Raw genomic sequence first — 17923 nt, forward strand, 5'->3', positions numbered from 1 at the left:
GATGACGAGGATGATGACGATCGTCGCGGGCGGCGCGGTGATGCTGGCCATGGCCGCCTGCTCTTCGGTGCCGGCACGAACCGGCAGCTTTTATGAGTGTAATGGCGGCACGAAGCTCAACGTCAACTATGTAAAGGACGGCGCGCTGGTGCGGGTCAACGGCGGGCGGACGCTGGCGCTGCGGGCGGTGCCGAGCAACAGCGGCTCATCCTATGAGAACAAGACGGGTGCCCGGCTTCACCGCGACGGCAACATGGTCAGCTGGAACACGGCGGCCCGCACCGCGGCTGAAAGCTGCAAGGTGATCATGACCCCGTTCTGACCGGCGGGTCAGGGCCGCGCGGGTGACCTGCACCCGCGTTCGAGCCCCACGCCCTTTAAAAAGCCGCGCCGGACCGTGCCGACATAAACGGCAACGGCATAGCGCCGCCGTTCGGCATTGGCGCCAGTCACTTCGCCGACCAATCCACCAAAAGGAATAACCGAGCCCGCAAAATTGCCGGCAAGCCGGGCGGCTGTCGCCTCGCGCTTTTTGGCAAGGCTCTTATCGACGCGCTCGTTGACATCAGGCCCCAGAACCGCGTTCAGTTCCTCGACCTCACGAATGATCGCAGCGCATTTGCCAAGGCCAGCGAGCGAATAGGGATCGTCGAGGATCGCCCGCAATTTTTCGGGCACCTCCTTTCCGTCGAAAGGCTCGGTGACTGAATTGGCCGCATCCTTGATGGTCGATTCCTCGGGCGCGCCCTGTTGGGCATGGCTGAGCGGAGCCGCCACCAGCATCGCGAGCGACAGGCCGAAAAAGGATGTAGCGCGCATAAGCCTTCCTCCTTTGCTGTTCCCTTATTCCGGAAGAATAGCACAGGAGGAAGCGTTCAGCTGCCCCTCCCGCTCACCAGGGAAAGCACTGGAATATGCCGCAGGCAGCCGCCCCTAGCGCGTCGGGACGGGTTCAGGCCCGGTCCAGTCATAGAAACCACGCCCGGCTTTTTTGCCGACCCAGCCCGCTTCGACATATTGGACGAGCAGCGGCGCCGGGCGGAACTTGGGATCGCCGGTGCCGCTGTGAAGCACCCGGATGATTTCGAGGCAGGTATCGAGGCCGATAAAGTCGGCGAGGGTGATCGGCCCCATGGGATGGTTGAGACCGAGGCGGCAACCCGCGTCGATGTCCTGCATCGTCGCGACGCCTTCGCCGAGGGCGAAGACCGCCTCGTTGATCATCGGCATCAACACGCGGTTGACGATGAAGCCCGGCGCATCATTGGCATGAACGATTTGCTTGCCAAGGCCGCGGCCATAGGCCTCGACCGCGTTCAGCGTCGCATCGCTAGTCGCCAGCCCGCGGATCAGCTCGACCAGCCCCATCACCGGCACCGGATTGAAGAAATGGACGCCGATGAAGCGCGCCGGATCGGGCGCTGCCTGCGCCAGCCGCGTGATCGGAATCGAGCTGGTGTTGGTCGCGAGGATCGCGCGATCCGACAGATGCGGCCCGACGCTCGCAAAGATTGCGCGCTTGATCTCCTCACGCTCGGTCGCCGCCTCGATCACCAGATCGGCGGGCGCGAAGGCGGCGTGATCGGCAACGGGGGTAATGCGGCCGAGCAGCGCGTCGGCATCCGACGCCGTCATCTTTTCCTTTGCGACAAGGCGGCCGAGCGCTTTCGCGATCCCCGTCTTGCCCGCTTCGGCGCGGGCAATGTCGATGTCGGACAGCAGCACATCATGGCCGGCCCCTGCCGACACCTGAGCGATCCCCGCCCCCATCTGTCCCGCACCGATAACGCCGACGATCATGACAAACCCTTTCGCTGGAAAATCGTGCTCGCTGCCTAGGCGCTGGCACAGCGGCGTCAAGGGGCCGAACGGAATGCCGCCGCTTCGGCGAGGATAAGGGCGAAGCCGGGGTTGGCGTCATCCCAGGTCGCCACCGGGGTCCAGCCACCGGCGCGGAGCAGAAGATTGGCGTCGCGCGGCCCGTATTTATGGCTGTTTTCGCTATGGATCGTTTCGCCCTTTGCCATGCGATAGCGGCGACCATCGACGGCAAATTCGATATCGCAGGCCGCCACCAGATGCATTTCGATACGCGCATGGACATCGTTCCACAGCGCGCGATGAACGAAATTTTCGACCGGAATCGTCCCACCAAGTTCGCGATTGATCCGTTCGAGAAGGTTGAGATTGAAGGCCGCCGTCACCCCTGCCGGATCGGCATAGGCGGCGATCAGCGTAGCGATATCCTTGATCCGGTCGATGCCGATCAACATCAGCGCACCGTCGCCGAGCGCGGTGCGCCAGTTGCGCAAAAGGTCGATCGCACTGCGCGCGACCATGTTGCCGATCGTCGAGCCCGGAAAAAAGCCGAGCTTTGCCAGCGGGCCGATTTCGCGCGGCAAGGCGACACGCTGGGTGAAATCGGCCTCGACCGGATAGACCGGCAACCCCGGAAAGCGCGCCGAAAGCGCCGCCGCACTGTCGCGCAGAAATGCGCCCGAAATATCAACGGGGACATAGGCGGCGGGGGCGATGGCGCCGAGCAGCAGCGGCGTTTTGGCGGCGCTGCCCGACCCCAGTTCGACCACCGCGCGCCCCGGACCGATCGCCGCCGCGATCGCCGCGGCGTGGCGGGTGAGAAGATCGGTTTCGCTGCGCGTGGGATAATATTCGGGAAGCGCGGTTATATCCTCGAATAGCGCAGAGCCGGTCGCGTCATAGAACCAGCGGGCCGGAATCGCCTTTTGCGCTTGGCCAAGCCCGGCATGGACGTCGGCGCGAAACGCCATATCGACGCCCTGCGCATCGGCATCGACCTGCCGCAATTGCCGAACAACACCCATGGTTACAAATCCTTGGCAAGGCGCAGACCGGTGAACTGCCAGCGCTGGTGCGGATAGAAGAAATTGCGGTAGGAGGCGCGCATATGGCCGCGCGGGGTAGCGACGCTGCCGCCGCGCAGCACGAACTGGCCGTTCATGAACTTGCCATTATATTCGCCGACCGCGCCGGGGGCGGCACGAAAGCCGGGATAGGGACGATAGGCGCTGCCGGTCCATTCCCAAACGCCGCCGAACATCTGCTGTAGCCCGGTGTCGCCAGTCGCCACGGCCTCCGGATGCACCGGCCCCGCGGCATCGAGCTGTTGACCACCGCACGGATCGAGCGAGGCGGCCGCCGCCTCCCACTCTGCCTCGGTCGGCAGGCGCGCACCCGCCCAGCTTGCAAAGGCATCCGCCTCGAAAAAACTGATGTGGGTGACCGGTGCCGCGGGGTCGATGTCGCGCCATCCGGTCAGGGTGTATTGCCGCCCATCCCGCCAATAAGCCGGCGCCGACACACCTTCCTTCTGCACCCATGCCCAGCCGTCGCTGAGCCAGAGCGTCGGATTCTCATAACCGCGGTCGGCGATAAAATCCTGCCATTCCCCATTGGAGACCGGGCAGTTGGACAGCGCATGGGGCGCAAGCAGCACATCGTGCCGCGGCCCTTCGCAGTCGAAGGCAAAGCCGTCACCGCCATGGCCGAGCGCAATGACACCCGATGCGCCCTCCACCCATTTTATCCCGGAAAACTGCGCAACTTCACTCGCGATTCGATTATTGCACCACATCGCGGGGCCGAGCGGATTCTGCGCAAAGAGATGCTTGATATCGGTGAGCAGCAATTCCTGATGCTGTTGTTCGTGATGGATGCCAAGTTCGATGAGCGCACGCGCTGCGGCGGAAAGATGCGGCAGGGCATCGTCCAGCGCCGCATCGACATGCGCACGCCAGGTACGGACCTGGTCGAGCGACGGGCGGGTCAACAGCCCGCGCTGCGGGCGCGCGTGGCGCGGCCCCTCGGCTTCATAATAGCTGTTGAACAGATAAGGGTAACGATCGTCGAACAGCGCATAGCCCGGCACATTATCGCGCAGGACAAAGGTTTCGAAAAACCATGTCGTATGCGCCAGATGCCATTTGGCGGGCGAGGCGTCGGGCATCGATTGCGCGCTGGCATCGGCGTCCGACAGCGGCTCGACAAGGCCGAGCGACAGGCGCCGGGTCGCCCCAAGGCGCTCACCCAGCGTGTCCCGCAGCTCGGTGCGGTTCGAAGCGTCGGTGCGGCTGGCCATGAACAGACAATCCCCCGGAGTGCGATTCGGTTTCGGCAGGAAAGCAATTATGGTTACACGGCAAAGCCATGTCCAGAACATTTAGGGAACAAATGTCGATTCCGAGGGCTATCGGCGATGGGTGCGGCGAAGCGCGAGGTTGCGCGCAGGCGGCTGCGGCCATGCCCAGAAGCGCACGCAGCCGCACGGTATAGGACAGAAATTTCGGTAGACTTCGGCGTCGGACCGCGCCTGGTGGAACGAAAGATCAGGCGGGGGTCAGCGCGTGGCGCCGGGCTTCCATAATATATCGCCGCCGCCCGCCGCATTGATATGGCGCGTGAGGACGAAAAGATGGTCGGACAGGCGGTTGAGATAGGCCAGCGCGAGCGGGTTGAGATCACGCTCTGCACCCGCCGTGACGCCCGCACGCTCGGCACGGCGCGTAATGGCGCGCGCCAGATGAAGCCGCGCCGCCGCCTCGGTTCCGCCGGGCAAGATAAAGCTTGTCAGCGCGCCCAGCGCATCGTTCATCGTGTCGATTTCAGCCTCCAACCGACCGATCTGGCCAGGCACGATGCGCAGCGCCATATCGTGCGGCCCAAAGCCATGCAGTGCGTCGGCAGGGGTCGCCAGATCGGCGCCAAGGTCGAACAACTCGTTCTGGATGCGCGACAGCATCGCCGCCTCTTCGCTCGCCGGATCGAGTGCAGCGGCAGCGTGGCCGATCGCGCTGTTCGCTTCGTCGACGTCACCGATCGCGGCCATCAGCGGTGCCGATTTGGCAATGCGCGACCCGTCCACAAGGCCCGTTGTGCCGGCATCACCGGTCCGCGTGTAGATTTTGTTGAGCTTGACCAAGGGCGTGCCTTCAGCGGGAATGCCCCTCCCCCCTTGGGAGAAAGGCGTATTGATTACGCGGCGCCCGTCAGCCGCCCGCCGCGAGGACGCCGACGAGGACGAGCAGGATGATGGTAATCGCCTGCCATTTCACGCGAGCCATCATCATCTTGTTCTGCATCAGCTGATTTTCCTCGACCGTTCCCTCGAGCGCAGCGCGATGCCCTTGCGAGAAATAGAAGAGACCCCGCGCAAGCGAGAAGAGGACAAAGCCGGCGGCCACGACCACCGCGAGGACGAGGATGATTTGCATGGCGACAGTTTAGGCCTTTTGCAGCGAATATCCAGTGGGAAGCCGCCCGTCGAGCAGATCGGCGGCAAGCACGCGGCCATCGGCGCCAGCCGCGCGAAGCCCGGCGAGCGCAGCGGCTCCGTCGCGCTTGGCCAGGCGCTTGCCGTCGGCACCGCATACCAGCGCATGATGCCGGTAGGTGGGGGTCGGCAGACCGAACAACGCCTGAAGCAGTCGATGAATGTCGGTCGATGCGATCAGATCGGCACCGCGTACCACCAATGTTACCCCCATGGCGGCATCGTCGATCGTGCTCGCGAGATGATAGCTGGCCGGCGCATCCTTGCGCGCCAGCACAACATCGCCATGCACTGCGGGGTCGGCGGGGCGGCGCCCTTCGTCTGCCTCCTCCCAATCAAGATCGCCCGCCAGCGCCGCCGCACGACCCATGTCGAGCCGCCAGCAATGCGGATCGTCGGCGAGCCGACGTTCGCGTGCGGCAGCGCCCATATGGCGGCAGGTCCCGGGATAGACGGTGCCAACCGGCCCCGGCGGACCGTGCGGCGCCGCCAGGCTCGCCGCAATGTCGGCGCGGGTACAGAAACAGGGATAGACGAGCCCGCGCCGTTCCAGGTCGGCGAGCGCCGCAGCATAATCACCGAGTCGATCCGACTGGCGCAGCGGGTCACCGTCCCAATCGACACCCAGCCACGCCAGATCGGCGAGCGCCGCCAAGAGATGATCCTCGCGCGAACGGCTGCCGTCGATATCGTCGATACGCAGGCGAAAAATGCCGCCCGCCTTGCGCGCCGCGTCATGCGCCAGAACCGCGCTATAGGCGTGCCCCAGATGCAGTTCGCCCGTCGGACTGGGAGCGAAACGGGTCAACATGGTCAGCCCCTTGAATCCAAATGCGGTATTCCCGGTGCGACAACCAATCCATATCTTGCGGCACATGCCCCCTTGACGCCAGATTCTGATGCGGCATGTAATGACAGTGTCACGCAGGAACGGCAGTGGCGCGCCATCCCGCGCAGCATAGGGGGCAGCGTAGCAAAGCCATGTTCCATCCCGATCTCGCCCGGCATCCCGACTCCTGTCCGGCCCTCGTGCTCAACGCCGACTATACGCCGCTGAGCTATTACCCCTTGAGCCTGTGGCCGTGGCAAACCGCGGTCAAGGCCGTTTTCCTCGACCGCGTCACCATCGTCGAAAATTACGAACGCGAAATTCATTCGCCGACGCGGACGATGCCGATTCCCAGCGTCATTGCCCTGCGCCAATATGTGAAGCCGTCGCAACACCCAGCCTTCACCCGATTCAACCTGTTCCTGCGCGATCGTTTTTCTTGCCAATATTGCGGATCGGGCAAGGATCTGACCTTCGACCATGTCGTCCCACGCCGGCTGGGCGGGCGAACCACCTGGGAAAATGTCGCCACCGCCTGCGCGCCATGCAACCTCAAGAAAGGCGGGCGAACCCCCGCACAGGCCCATATGCCGCTCTATCGTCAGCCCTGGCGTCCGACGAGTTGGCAATTGCAGGACAATGGCCGCGCCTTCCCGCCAAATTATCTGCACGAAAGCTGGATCGACTGGCTATATTGGGACGTCGAGCTCGAAGGCTGAAGCCCGGGCAACAATGTGGACAGCCTCGGTTCAGACTGCCGCCCCTAGGGGGCCGCGCCTTTATCGAAGGAGAAAGAAAGATGGTCCGCCTGACCCAGAACATCATATTTGGCCTGGCCACCCTGCCGCTCGCCGCCTGCGCGACGCTGGCTCCGGCCGAAGCCCCCGTCACCGTGACGGGTAGCATCGCCTATCGCGAACGCATCGCGTTGCCGCCCACCGCGCAGGTCGAAATCCGCCTCGACGACGTCAGCCTTATGGATGCGCCGTCAAAGACGATCGCGCGCCAAAGCTTCACAGCCGACGGCCGCCAGGTGCCCTTTGCGTTTTCGATGACCGTCGACAAGCGCCAGCTCGATCCGCGCCACAGCTATGCCGTCGCCGCGCGGATCACCGACGCATCGGGCAAACTGCTGTTCATCACCGACACGCGCAACAACGTGACCTTTGATCGCGGCTCGCTGATCGACATGGGGATGCTCAATCTCGTCAAGACGCGCTGAACCGAGCGCCGGCGCATAGCTATGCGCCGGCGCTCCGCGCTTGACCCTGCGCCTTCGCAGGTGCAGCAAAGGAGGCCATGGGCCCACCGATACAGATCAGCCAGAATCCCGACATCCGCTATCTGGGGCGGATATTGGGCGACGTCATCCGTGCCTATGGCGGCGACAAGCTGTTTCGCCAGACCGAATATATCAGATCATCGAGCGTTGACCGGCACCGCGGCATCGCTGGCGCCGAAGCGATCGACCCGGGGCTTGATGCGCTGGGCCTTGACGACACCATCGCCTTTGTTCGCGGTTTCATGCTGTTTTCCATGCTCGCCAACCTGGCCGAGGATCGGCAGGGCGTGGCCGCCGAGCCCGAGGCGACGGTCGCCGCGGCACTGGACAAGCTGAAAAGCGACGGGATCGATCGCGACGCGATCGCCGCTCTGCTGGACGCCGCGCTGATCGCGCCGGTGCTGACCGCGCACCCGACCGAGGTGCGGCGCAAGTCGATGCTGGACCACAAGAATCGCATCGCCGACCTGATGCGGATGCGCGATGCCGGGCTGGAGGAAAGCCCCGAGGGCGACGGGATCGAGGATGCGATCCGTCGCCAGGTCGTGCTGTTGTGGCAAACACGTCCGCTACGTACCGAAAAGCTGTTCGTCGCCGACGAAATCGACAACGCGTTGACCTATTTGCGCGACGTGTTCCTGCCGGTGGTCCCAAAGCTTTATGCCCGCTGGGAAAAGGAGCTGGGGCAGCGCCCGGCAAGTTTCCTGCGTGTCGGAAGCTGGATCGGCGGCGACCGCGATGGCAACCCCTTTGTCACCGCCGAAACATTGCAACAGGCAACGGGGCGCAACGCTGCCGCCATTATCGGTCATTATATCGATGCGGTTCACGCCCTGGGCGCCGAACTGTCGGTATCCTCTGCCCTCGCCATCATTCCCGCCGAGGTCGTCGCGCTGGCCGCAGCGAGCGGCGACGAAGCGCCGAGCCGCCGGGACGAGCCCTATCGCCGTGCGCTGTCTGGAATTTACGCGCGGTTGTGCGCGACCTATGCCGCCATCGTCGGCCAGGCCCCGCCGCGCCCCTCGCCCCTGACGGGCGACGCCTATGACACCCCCGGCGAATTGCGCCGCGACCTGGTGATTATCGCGAACGGCCTTTCCGCGAGCGGCGAGGGCCAGCTTGGCGGCATCGGCGCGCTCGGACGGCTGATACGCGCCGTCGAAGTCTTTGGCTTCCACCTTGCGACGCTGGACATGCGGCAGAACAGCGCGGTCCACGAGCGCGTGCTCGCCGAATTGCTTCGCAATTCGGGCGTGTGCGCTGATTATGACGCGCTGGACGAGGAAGCGCGCATCACACTGCTGACCGCCGAACTGGCCAGCGACCGCCCGCTCGCCGCGCCCTGGCATCAGTGGAGCGAAGAGACCGCCGGCGAATTGGCGATCGTCCATGCCGCCGCCGATATCCGCCGCCGCCTTGGTCCCGATGCCATCTGCCAGTGGATCATTTCGATGGCGCAGGAACTTTCGGACCTGCTTGAGGTGCATCTGCTGGCGCGCGAAGGCGGACTGTGGCGCAGCGGCGCAGCCGCGGGCACCGACAATCTGATGATCGTGCCGCTGTTCGAAACGATCGCCGACCTCGACCGCGCACCGGAAATCATGGCGCGCTATTTCGCGATGCCCGAAATCGGTCCGCAGATCGGGATACGCGGGCATCAGGAAGTGATGATCGGATATTCCGATTCGAACAAGGATGGCGGCTATCTGACCTCGACCTGGGGGCTTCACCAGGCATCGCAGGCGCTGACCCCGGTGTTCGAGGCAGCCGACACCGCAATGCAGCTGTTCCACGGCCGCGGCGGCGCGGTCGGGCGCGGCGGCGGCAGCGCCTTTGCCGCGATCCGTGCCCAGCCCGCCGGCACGGTGCAGGGACGCATCCGCATCACCGAACAGGGTGAAGTGATTGCCGCCAAATTCGGCACGGTGGACAGCGCGGCGACCAATTTGGAAGCGATGGTATCGGCCAGCCTGCTCGCCAGCCTGGAACCCGAACCGATGGATTCCAGAGACGCCGCGCGCTTCACGCGGGCGATGGACGCCCTGTCGGACACAGCCTTTACCACCTATCGCGGGCTGGTTTACGAAACGCCGGGGTTCAAGGACTTCTTTCGCGCGATGACCCCGATCGCCGAAATTGCGACGCTGAAAATCGGGTCGCGCCCATCGAGCCGGAAGAAGAGCAGCGCGATCGAGGATCTGCGCGCGATCCCCTGGGTCTTCAGCTGGGCGCAGGCACGCACGATGTTGCCCGGCTGGTATGGGACCGGCGAAGCGTTCGCGGCGTTCGACGACAAGGCCTTGCTATCCGACATGGCGCAAAGCTGGCCTTTCTTTGCCGCGCTGCTGGGCAATATGGAAATGGTGCTTGCGAAATCAGACATGGGGATTGCGGCCCGTTATGCCGGGTTGGCGAGCCATATCGACGGCCATGAGAGCATCTTCACCGCGATCCGCGACGGGTGGAACCGCGCGCATGACGGATTGCTCGCGATCACCGGCCAATCGCGTCTGCTCGAGAAGAATCCGGCGCTTGAGGCGTCGATCCGATTGCGCCTGCCCTATATCGAGCCGCTGAACCTGCTTCAGATCGAACTGATGAAGCGCCACCGCGCAGGCGAAACCGATCCGCGCATTGCCGAGGGAATTCAGCTGACGATCAACGCGATCGCGACGGCGCTACGGAACAGCGGATAAGTCCCCTTCCCCGGCCGCGAGGGGCGAGGCGGGCGCTATTTCGAAACGATGCGCACTTCGCCCTTCGACGCCGCGCCTTCTGGCGCGAAACTGATCGCGAAATCGTCGCCATCCTTGTCGGCCCCCGTCAGCGTATCGCCACTGCGCCGGACCGCGACATTTTTTTCGGCGAACTTACCTGCCATCCAATCGGCCGCCTTTTCCGGAGCAGCGGGCGAGGTAAAGGCGAAGGTCACGACCGCATCCTTGGCGTTTTTCCGGTCGCTGGCATTGATATCCATCGCTGTGATCTTGCTGCCGGGATAGAGCGGCACGCCGTCGATGTCGAAATCGCTGCTGATGTCGAAATCACTGATGTCGGGAATATCGATATCGACACGCACGCCGCCCGTTGCGATCTTCAGCTTGCCGCCGGCCTGATCCGCCTTGATCTGAACCTGACCGCCGTCGCCATCGGCGCCGGCCGTGACGTCGGCGCTGTCGGTGGCGACCTTTTCATTTTCGCTCGCGCCGCACGCAGCGAGGAGCATCATCGGGGGAATGAGAAACGCAATGCGCACGACCGGTCTCCTTGGTGCATTATAATGATAATACACCGCAGCTATGCACCAAGTCAATATTCCCGGATCGAGTCCGGGAACTCGCATATGGCAGCGAAGGCATCAGGCGTCGATGCTGGTTCTCAGATCCCCGTGAACGAGCCCTCCATCGACAGTGATCGTATCGCCGACAACATAATTACCCGCCTTTGACGCGAGGAAGATGGCGGCGCCCGCCATATCCTCGGGCACGCCGATACGCTTGGTCGGGATGCTCTTTGCCACCGCATCGCCATGGTCGCGCGCCGCCTTGTTCATGTCCGACTGGAAAGCGCCAGGCGCAATGGCGGTGACAAGGATGTTATCGGTGACGAGCCGCGCCGCCATGCGCTTGGTCAAATAGAGGATCGCCGCCTTTGAGGCGTGGTAGCTGTATGTTTCCCAAGGATTGAGGCGCATCCCGTCGATCGACCCGATGTTGATCACCTTTGCCGGTTGGTCGGACGAACCCCCAGCCTTGAGCATTCCGTGAAGCGCCTGGGTCAGGAAGAAGGGCGATTTGACGTTGAGGTCCATCACCTTGTCCCAGCCCGCCTCGGGGAAACCCTCGAACGGTTCGCCCCAGGCGGCGCCGGCATTGTTGACGAGGATGTCGAGCCGCTCCTCGCGCGCTTCGAGTTCCTTCGCGAGCCCGCAGCACCCGTCGACGGTCGACAGATCAACGGGCAGGCCGATCACCTTGCCCGGATAGCGCGTGTCGAAATCGGCGACCGCCGCCTCGATCTGATCGGCCTTGCGCGCCGAAATATAGACGCGCGCGCAGCCCGCGGCGAGGAAGCCTTCGACGATCATCGCGCCGATCCCGCGCGAGCCGCCCGTGACGAGCGCGATGCGGCCCGGCAGGCCGAACATGTCATTGAGGTTCATAATAGGAACTCCTCTTGAAACCCCCATTTCGAGAGGGGGCCTTTCTTGGCTTAGTAGCCGTTCATCCGCGCAACCTGATCGATGTGGTAATGCGCGTCGCCCATGAATTCCGCGAGCGCACGATCGCGTTTCATATAAAGGCCAATGTCATATTCATCAGTCATACCGATGCCGCCGTGCATCTGGACGCCTTCGCGCACCGCAAGGTTGGCCGCGCGGCTGGCTTTGGCTTTGGCGACCGAAACCATCAGCCTGGCGCCCGAACTTTCTTCGTCGAGCAGTTGTTGCGCCTTCATCACCGCCGCGCGCGCGACCTCCATCTCGCCATAAAGATGCGCGGCACGGTGCTGAAGCGCCTGGAACTCACCGATCAGACGCCCGAATTGCTTGCGTTCCTTGAGGTAGTTCACCGTCCTGTCCATTGCGCCCTGACCGACCCCGACAAGCTCGGCCGCAGCGCCAGCACGGGTCGCGGCGAGCAGCACGTCGAGCAGCGTTTCGCCCGCGTCGACCTCACCGATCACGGCATCGGCGTCGAGCTCCACCCCGTCGAACGTGACGTGGCTCGCGAACGACGAGTCGACCAGGCGACGCGGATCGGCGGTCAGGCCCTTTGCGTCCTTAGGCACAGAAAACAGTGTGATGCCGCCGTCGGTTCGTGCCGACACGACATGGAAATCGGCGACATGTCCGTGAAGGACAAAGGCCTTTTTGCCATCCAGGCGAAAACCATTACCGCTCCGCGTCGCGGTGGTGGCGATACGATCGGGGCGATGCTTCGCTCCCTCGTCGATCGCCAGCGCGGCGATCGCCTCGCCCGACGCGATCGCCGGAAGCCAGCGCCCGGCCTGGGTTCCACCCGCCCTGGCGAGCGCGGCGACCGCGCCGACGCTGGTGGCGAGAAAAGGCGAAGGGGTCAGGTTGCGACCGATTTCCTCAAGCACAATGCCTGCCTCGACATGGCCCATGCCAAGCCCGCCATGATCCTCCGGAACCATCATGCCGGGCAGTCCCATCTCCGTGAACTGGGCCCAAAGGTCGCGCGAGAAACCCGTCGCGTCGGCCGTATCGCGCAGGCTACGCAAATGCGCCGGCGGCGCCTGTTCGGCCACGAAAGGCGCGACGCTGTCCTTGAGCATCGCCTGGTCGTCATTGTGATACAAAGGCATGGGGTCAGGCTCCGGGAAGGTCGAGGATACGCTTGGCGATGACGTTGAGCATGACCTCGCTCGTCCCGCCTTCGATCGAATTGGCCTTGGTACGCAGCCAGGCCCGTGGACGGGCGCCGCCCTTGGTTTCCGGGCTGCCCCATTCGAGCGCCTCGCTGCCGCCGCCCGACATCACCAATTCGTGGCGGCGCTTGTTGAGCTCGGTCCCGACATATTTCATCATGTTCGACGACGCCGGATGCGCCAGGCCGGTCTTCCACATGTCCATGAAACGCTCGCCCATTGCGCGATAGGCAAAGACCTCGGTGTCGAACGCCGCCATTTCGGCGCGCAGAATCGGGTCGTCGAGTTCTCCCCGGTCGTTCTTGCCGAGCGACTTTGCAAAAAGCGCGCCGATGCTGACCATGTCGCCCCCCGCGCCGCCGCCCGAAATCATCTCACGTTCGTGACCGAGCAGATATTTGGCAACGTCCCAGCCTCGGTTAATCTCGCCGACGAACTGCGTCTTGGGCACTTCGACATCGTCGAAGAAGGTTTCGCAGAAGGGCGAATTGCCGCTGATCAGCAGGATCGGTTTAGTGGTGACGCCCTTGCTCTCCATGTCGAAGAGCATGAAGGTGATGCCCTGATATTTGTTCGCCTTGTCGGTGCGGACGAGACAGAAGATCCAGTCTGCCTTGTCGGCGTAGCTGGTCCAGATTTTCGACCCGTTGACGACCCAGTGATCCCCCTTGTCCTCGCCAAAGGTCTGCAGGCTGACGAGGTCGCTGCCCGACCCGGGTTCGCTGTAGCCCTGACACCAGCGAATCTCGCCGCGCGCGATCTGGTTCAGATAATGGACCTTCTGCTCCTCGGTCCCGAATTTGAGCAGCGCCGGCCCCAGCATCCAGATGCCGAAACTGTCGAGCGGCGAGCGCGCGCCCAAACGCTTCATTTCCTGTTTGAAGATTTTCGTCTCTTCGGGCGACAGGCCGGCTCCGCCGTAGGACCTGGGCCAGTCGGGAACCGTGTAGCCTTTTTCCGCACAGCGTTCGAGCCACAGCTTCTGCGCCTCATTCTTGAACTGAAACTTGCGTCCGCCCCAGCAAATATCGTCTTCGCCGCGCACCGGTTCGCGCATTTCGGCGGGGCAGTTGGCTTCCAGCCAGGCGCGCACGTCGGCGCGGAAAGCGTCCAGATCGCTCATCCCAAAGGCTCCTCTTCTGCCTTCGAACCTAGGGGGTCGGAACAGGTTTACGCAAGCGTCAACTTGGTAGAGGCAACCTGCCGTTACGGCGCCGTAGCGTCGAACCGACCGCCGTTGACGCGCCTCGTTCGACGCCTAAGCTAGGTGGCAAAAGAAAACGGGAGAGCATGGCTATGCGATTCGCAGGCAAGGTCGCGGTCATCACCGGCGCGGCATCGGGTATCGGCAAGGCCGCGGTGCTGAAACTGGCCGCAGAGGGCGCGCATGTCTTTGCCGCCGATATCGACGAAGCAGGCGGCGAAGCCGTGGCGGCGGCATCAAACGGTCGGATCGACTTCATCCGCTGCGACGTGACACGCGCCGACGATATCGAGGCCCTGATGAACGCTGCGGCAGTGCGCGGCGGCGGGATCGACATATTGTTCAACAACGCCGCCGCCGCCGGCGACCGCGCGCCGATCGACGAGATCACGCCGGAAGGCTGGGATCGAACGATGGATCTCGTCCTAAAATCGGTGGCGATGGGCATTCGCTATGCCAGCCCGCACATGAAGGGCCGCCGGGGCGCCGCCATCGTCAACACCGCCAGCGTCGCGGCGCTGGGCGCCGGCTATTCGCCGACCGCCTATGCTGTCGCCAAGGCAGGCGTCCTGCACCTGACCAAGGTAGCCGCGACCGACCTCGCCCGCTATGGCATCCGGGTGAACGCGATTTGCCCCGGCTTCATCAACACGAACATCTTCACCTCGTCGCTCGAGGTGCCCGACGCGCACAAGGAACAGGCGAAGGCAGTCATCGCCGATATGAGCGCGGGCGCGCAGCCCGTTGCGCGCGGCGGCCAGCCCGATGACATCGCCAATGCCGTCGCCTATCTGGCGAGCGAGGAAGCGAGTTTCATGACCGGCACTCACATGCTGGTCGACGGCGGACTGACGATCGGCCAACGCCATGCCTGGGACCCCGAAGCGCCGGGCCTGTTCGACGCGCTGGTCGCGATGGAGGATGCAGCCAGGGCCGGGGCCCCAGCGTGAGTTCCGCCACCCCGCCGCCAGGCGAGCGGCTGCCCATGAACCTCAAGCTCGCCCATGGCGCCGGGTCCATCACCCTCGGGATCAAGGAGACCGGGCTCACCACCTTTTTCATGATCTATTACAATCAAGTGCTGGGTTTCGACCCGCGCACCGTGTCGATGATCCTGATCATCGCCATGCTGATCGACGCACTGGCCGATCCGCTGATCGGGCGCCTGTCCGATGCGACGCGCACGCGGCTGGGGCGACGATTGCCATGGCTCTATGGCGCGGCGGTGCCGATGGCGCTCGCCTGGGCGCTGCTGTGGATGTCGCCCGGTCTGGCAAGCCATTCGACGCTGGGCCTCGCACTCAACGTCATCGCGGTGCGCATCCTGGTTTCGGCATGTGAAATTCCATCGATCTCGCTGGTCGCCGAACTGACGCGCGATTATGACGAGCGCACTGCGCTGATGCGATACCGCTTTCTGTTCGGATGGCTCGGCGGCCTGTCGGCGACCGCGCTGGCTTATGGCTACTTCCTGAAATCCGACGATCCGACGCGGAACGGCCTGCTCGAACCCGGCGGCTATTGGGCTTTCGGCCTGTTCGGCGCGGTGATGATCCTCCTCTCGACCCTCGGTTCGGCATATGGGCAGCAACGCCGAATCCTGGCCCTGCCACCGCGCCCGCCGGTACAGCGCCACGGCATCGCCCTGCTATCCGACATATTGCTGGCCTTTCGCAATCCGGCCTTCGTCGCGCTGACCAGCGGCGCGCTGTTCGTGATCACCAGCTATGCCACCTCGATTGCCGCAACCAATTATCTGATGCTCTATGTCTGGCGGCTGACCGACGAACAGCTTGCCTGGTATCCTGCGGGCCTGGCGGTCGCCGTCTTTGCCGCCTTTGTCTTCGTCGGCATCGCGCATCGCCGGTTTGGCAAGCGCGATACCGCAATCGCCGCGATTCTTTTCAGCGGCGCAATCGGCTTTCTGCCCTATGCCGCGCGCAATATGGGTTTGTGGTTCGACCTTGGCAGCTGGTCGTCGATGCTGCTGCTGATCGGTTTCATGACCGTTTCGCTGTTTGGGCTGATCGTCGCCAACATATCGGCGGCGTCGATGGTTGCCGAGATCGTCGAAGCCCATGAAATGGAGCATGGCACCCGGATCGAGGGCGTGTTTTTCGCCGGATATCTGATGGTTCAGAAATGTGCGCACGCCCTGGGCATTTTCCTGGTCGGACAGCTGATCGCCTTTGCCGGACTGGGCGGCCGTGTCCGTCCCGAAGATTTCGCACCGCAGACCGCCACCGCGATGGCCTGGATATTTGCCGTGCTGATGGTGTGTATCGCCATCGCTGCGGCCCTGTTGCTGCGACGCTACGGAATCGATCGGGCCAGCCACGAGGCACGGGTCGCCGCCCTTGCCTCGACCGCCGCCGCATCGCCCGATAGCCAAAGCCCGCAACCGTAACGTAAGATCGCGCCTGGGCCGGGTCCGGGCAATTTTATGCGCGGCGGGACTTGGCAAAGGGGGGCGAATCGGTCCACAAGCTTACGTGAACGTAAAGGGAAAGAGAGAGAAGGAAGCACGCGATGGATTTCGACCTTACCGACCGGCAGCAGCACTGGCAGGGCCGCGTGCGCGAATTCATCGAGCGCAAGGTACGGCCCGCCGTCGCCACCTATAAGGAGCAGGATGCGCAGGGCGAACGGTGGAAGGTGATCCAGATCGTCGAGGATCTGAAGGCCGAGGCAAAGGCCGCGGGCATTTGGAACCTGTTCATGCCGCCGCGCAGCGCCGCACACCACCATGTCGACGAGACGTTCGCGTTCGAAGGACCCGGCCTTACCAATCTCGAATATGCGCTGTGCGCCGAGGAAATGGGACGCATCGGCTTCGCCAGCGAGGTCTTCAACTGTTCGGCGCCCGACACCGGCAATATGGAGGTGTTCCACCGTTACGGCACCCGCGCCCAGAAGGACAAATGGCTCAAGCCGCTGATGGAGGGCGAAATCCGGTCGGCGTTCTTGATGACCGAGCCGCAGGTCGCATCGTCCGACGCAACCAATATCGAAACGCGGATCGAACGCGACGGCAACGATTATGTGATCAATGGCCGCAAATGGTGGTCGTCGGGGGCAGGCGATCCGCGCTGCAAGGTTGCGATCGTGATGGGCAAGACCGATTTCGGCGCCAAGCGCCACCAGCAGCAGTCGATGCTGGTGGTACCGCTCGACGCGCCCGGCATCACCATCGAACGCCATCTGCCCGTCTTCGGTTATGACGACGCGCCGCATGGCCATATGGAAATCGCCATAAAGGATGTCCGCGTCAACGCCGAAGAGGCGATGCTGCTGGGCGAAGGCCGTGGGTTCGAGATTGCCCAGGGGCGCCTGGGGCCGGGCCGCATTCACCATTGTATGCGCACCATCGGCGTTGCCGAGGAAGCACTCGAAAAAATGTGCAAGCGGCTGCAGTCGCGCGTCGCCTTCGGCAAGACGATTGCCGAACACAGCATCTGGGAACAGCGCATCGCGCGCGCGCGCATCGATATCGAAATGACGCGCCTGCTGTGTCTGAAGGCGGCGGACATGATGGACAAGGTCGGCAACAAGTCGGCCGCGGCCGAAATCGCAATGATCAAGGTGCAGGCGCCGAACATGGCGCTGCAAATCATCGACGATGCGATCCAGGCGCATGGCGGCGGCGGCGTCAGCGAGGATTTCGGCCTTGCCAAAATGTATGCCGGTCAACGCACGCTGCGCCTGGCCGACGGACCGGACGAGGTCCATGCCCGGGCCATCTCGCGGATCGAACTGGCGAAGCATTCGGCCGCCGCGAGCGAGGCCGGATTCTCGTCAGGCGACATCGGGGTTTCACGATAATCCAGGACACGCCGTTCGTGTCGGGCGCGATCGAGACACGGTGACATACAACGGTTCTCGATTGCGCTCGAACCGAACGGAGAT

Annotated in this window: 18 protein-coding genes; 7 read left to right on the forward strand and 11 right to left on the reverse strand. The window is 63.7% G+C overall.

Annotation, left to right across the window (positions count from 1 at the left end):
* Nucleotide 1 precedes the first annotated feature (1 nt).
* Entirely contained in the window at nt 2-322 is a 321-nt protein-coding gene (locus U0S50_RS08230; RefSeq protein WP_322308300.1) for an MliC family protein, read from the forward strand.
* 8 nt (nt 323-330) lie between these two features.
* On the opposite strand, the gene U0S50_RS08235 is transcribed toward U0S50_RS08230, so the two are convergent.
* From U0S50_RS08235 to gluQRS, 7 genes are all read right to left on the reverse strand, one after another.
* Entirely contained in the window at nt 331-819 is a 489-nt protein-coding gene (locus U0S50_RS08235; RefSeq protein WP_322308301.1) for a hypothetical protein, read from the reverse strand.
* A gap of 114 nt (nt 820-933) precedes the next feature.
* A complete protein-coding gene (locus U0S50_RS08240; protein ID WP_322308302.1) occupies nt 934-1800 on the reverse strand; it encodes a 3-hydroxyacyl-CoA dehydrogenase NAD-binding domain-containing protein in 867 nt (288 codons plus the stop codon).
* A 56-nt stretch (nt 1801-1856) separates the two neighbouring features.
* The gene (gene egtD / locus U0S50_RS08245; protein WP_322308303.1) at nt 1857-2843 is read right to left on the reverse strand and encodes an L-histidine N(alpha)-methyltransferase; all 987 of its coding nucleotides are present in this window, start codon (nt 2841-2843) and stop codon (nt 1857-1859) included.
* A gap of 2 nt (nt 2844-2845) precedes the next feature.
* Nucleotides 2846-4117, reverse strand: a complete 1272-nt coding sequence (gene egtB / locus U0S50_RS08250) for an ergothioneine biosynthesis protein EgtB (protein WP_322308304.1) — start codon at nt 4115-4117, stop codon at nt 2846-2848.
* A 258-nt stretch (nt 4118-4375) separates the two neighbouring features.
* Nucleotides 4376-4957: a cob(I)yrinic acid a,c-diamide adenosyltransferase gene (locus U0S50_RS08255; protein WP_322308305.1), complete on the reverse strand. Its 582-nt coding sequence runs from the start codon at nt 4955-4957 to the stop codon at nt 4376-4378.
* 67 nt (nt 4958-5024) lie between these two features.
* A complete protein-coding gene (locus U0S50_RS08260; protein ID WP_322308306.1) occupies nt 5025-5249 on the reverse strand; it encodes an HIG1 domain-containing protein in 225 nt (74 codons plus the stop codon).
* A 9-nt stretch (nt 5250-5258) separates the two neighbouring features.
* Nucleotides 5259-6119 (reverse strand): tRNA glutamyl-Q(34) synthetase GluQRS, encoded by an 861-nt coding sequence (gene gluQRS / locus U0S50_RS08265; protein ID WP_322308307.1) that lies wholly within the window; start codon nt 6117-6119, stop codon nt 5259-5261.
* A 170-nt stretch (nt 6120-6289) separates the two neighbouring features.
* Between gluQRS and U0S50_RS08270 the strand changes: the two genes are divergently transcribed.
* The 3 genes from U0S50_RS08270 (at nt 6290) to ppc (ending at nt 10115) form a co-directional block, all read left to right on the forward strand.
* On the forward strand, nt 6290-6856 hold the full coding sequence (locus U0S50_RS08270) for an HNH endonuclease (RefSeq protein ID WP_322308707.1): 567 nt from the start codon (nt 6290-6292) through the stop codon (nt 6854-6856).
* Nucleotides 6857-6936: 80 nt separating this feature from the next.
* Nucleotides 6937-7359, forward strand: a complete 423-nt coding sequence (locus U0S50_RS08275; protein WP_322308308.1) for a YbaY family lipoprotein — start codon at nt 6937-6939, stop codon at nt 7357-7359.
* Between the two features lie 77 nt (nt 7360-7436).
* Complete coding sequence (ppc, locus tag U0S50_RS08280; protein ID WP_322308309.1) at nt 7437-10115, forward strand: phosphoenolpyruvate carboxylase; 2679 nt, start codon at nt 7437-7439, stop codon at nt 10113-10115.
* Nucleotides 10116-10150: 35 nt separating this feature from the next.
* Here the strand turns inward: ppc and U0S50_RS08285 are convergent, their stop codons facing one another.
* The 4 genes from U0S50_RS08285 to U0S50_RS08300 form a co-directional block, all read right to left on the reverse strand.
* A complete protein-coding gene (locus tag U0S50_RS08285; RefSeq protein WP_322308310.1) occupies nt 10151-10675 on the reverse strand; it encodes a hypothetical protein in 525 nt (174 codons plus the stop codon).
* A gap of 102 nt (nt 10676-10777) precedes the next feature.
* Entirely contained in the window at nt 10778-11581 is an 804-nt protein-coding gene (locus U0S50_RS08290; RefSeq protein WP_322308311.1) for an SDR family oxidoreductase, read from the reverse strand.
* 50 nt (nt 11582-11631) lie between these two features.
* Nucleotides 11632-12750 carry an acyl-CoA dehydrogenase family protein gene (locus U0S50_RS08295; RefSeq protein ID WP_322308312.1) on the reverse strand — a complete coding sequence of 373 codons (1119 nt, stop codon included), beginning with the start codon at nt 12748-12750 and terminating at the stop codon, nt 11632-11634.
* A gap of 4 nt (nt 12751-12754) precedes the next feature.
* Nucleotides 12755-13936: an acyl-CoA dehydrogenase family protein gene (locus U0S50_RS08300; protein WP_322308313.1), complete on the reverse strand. Its 1182-nt coding sequence runs from the start codon at nt 13934-13936 to the stop codon at nt 12755-12757.
* 173 nt (nt 13937-14109) lie between these two features.
* Between U0S50_RS08300 and U0S50_RS08305 the strand changes: the two genes are divergently transcribed.
* The 3 genes from U0S50_RS08305 to U0S50_RS08315 all read left to right on the forward strand — a co-directional run bounded on the left by U0S50_RS08305 (nt 14110) and on the right by U0S50_RS08315 (nt 17839).
* Nucleotides 14110-14967 carry an SDR family NAD(P)-dependent oxidoreductase gene (locus tag U0S50_RS08305; protein WP_322308708.1) on the forward strand — a complete coding sequence of 286 codons (858 nt, stop codon included), beginning with the start codon at nt 14110-14112 and terminating at the stop codon, nt 14965-14967.
* On the forward strand, nt 14964-16424 hold the full coding sequence (locus tag U0S50_RS08310; RefSeq protein ID WP_322308314.1) for an MFS transporter: 1461 nt from the start codon (nt 14964-14966) through the stop codon (nt 16422-16424). Before U0S50_RS08305 ends, U0S50_RS08310 begins: the two co-directional genes overlap by 4 nt.
* A gap of 122 nt (nt 16425-16546) precedes the next feature.
* On the forward strand, nt 16547-17839 hold the full coding sequence (locus U0S50_RS08315) for an acyl-CoA dehydrogenase family protein (protein ID WP_322308315.1): 1293 nt from the start codon (nt 16547-16549) through the stop codon (nt 17837-17839).
* Nucleotides 17840-17923: the final 84 nt, after the last annotated feature.

The organism is Sphingopyxis sp., from assembly GCF_034380315.1.
Taxonomy (GTDB): domain Bacteria; phylum Pseudomonadota; class Alphaproteobacteria; order Sphingomonadales; family Sphingomonadaceae; genus Sphingopyxis.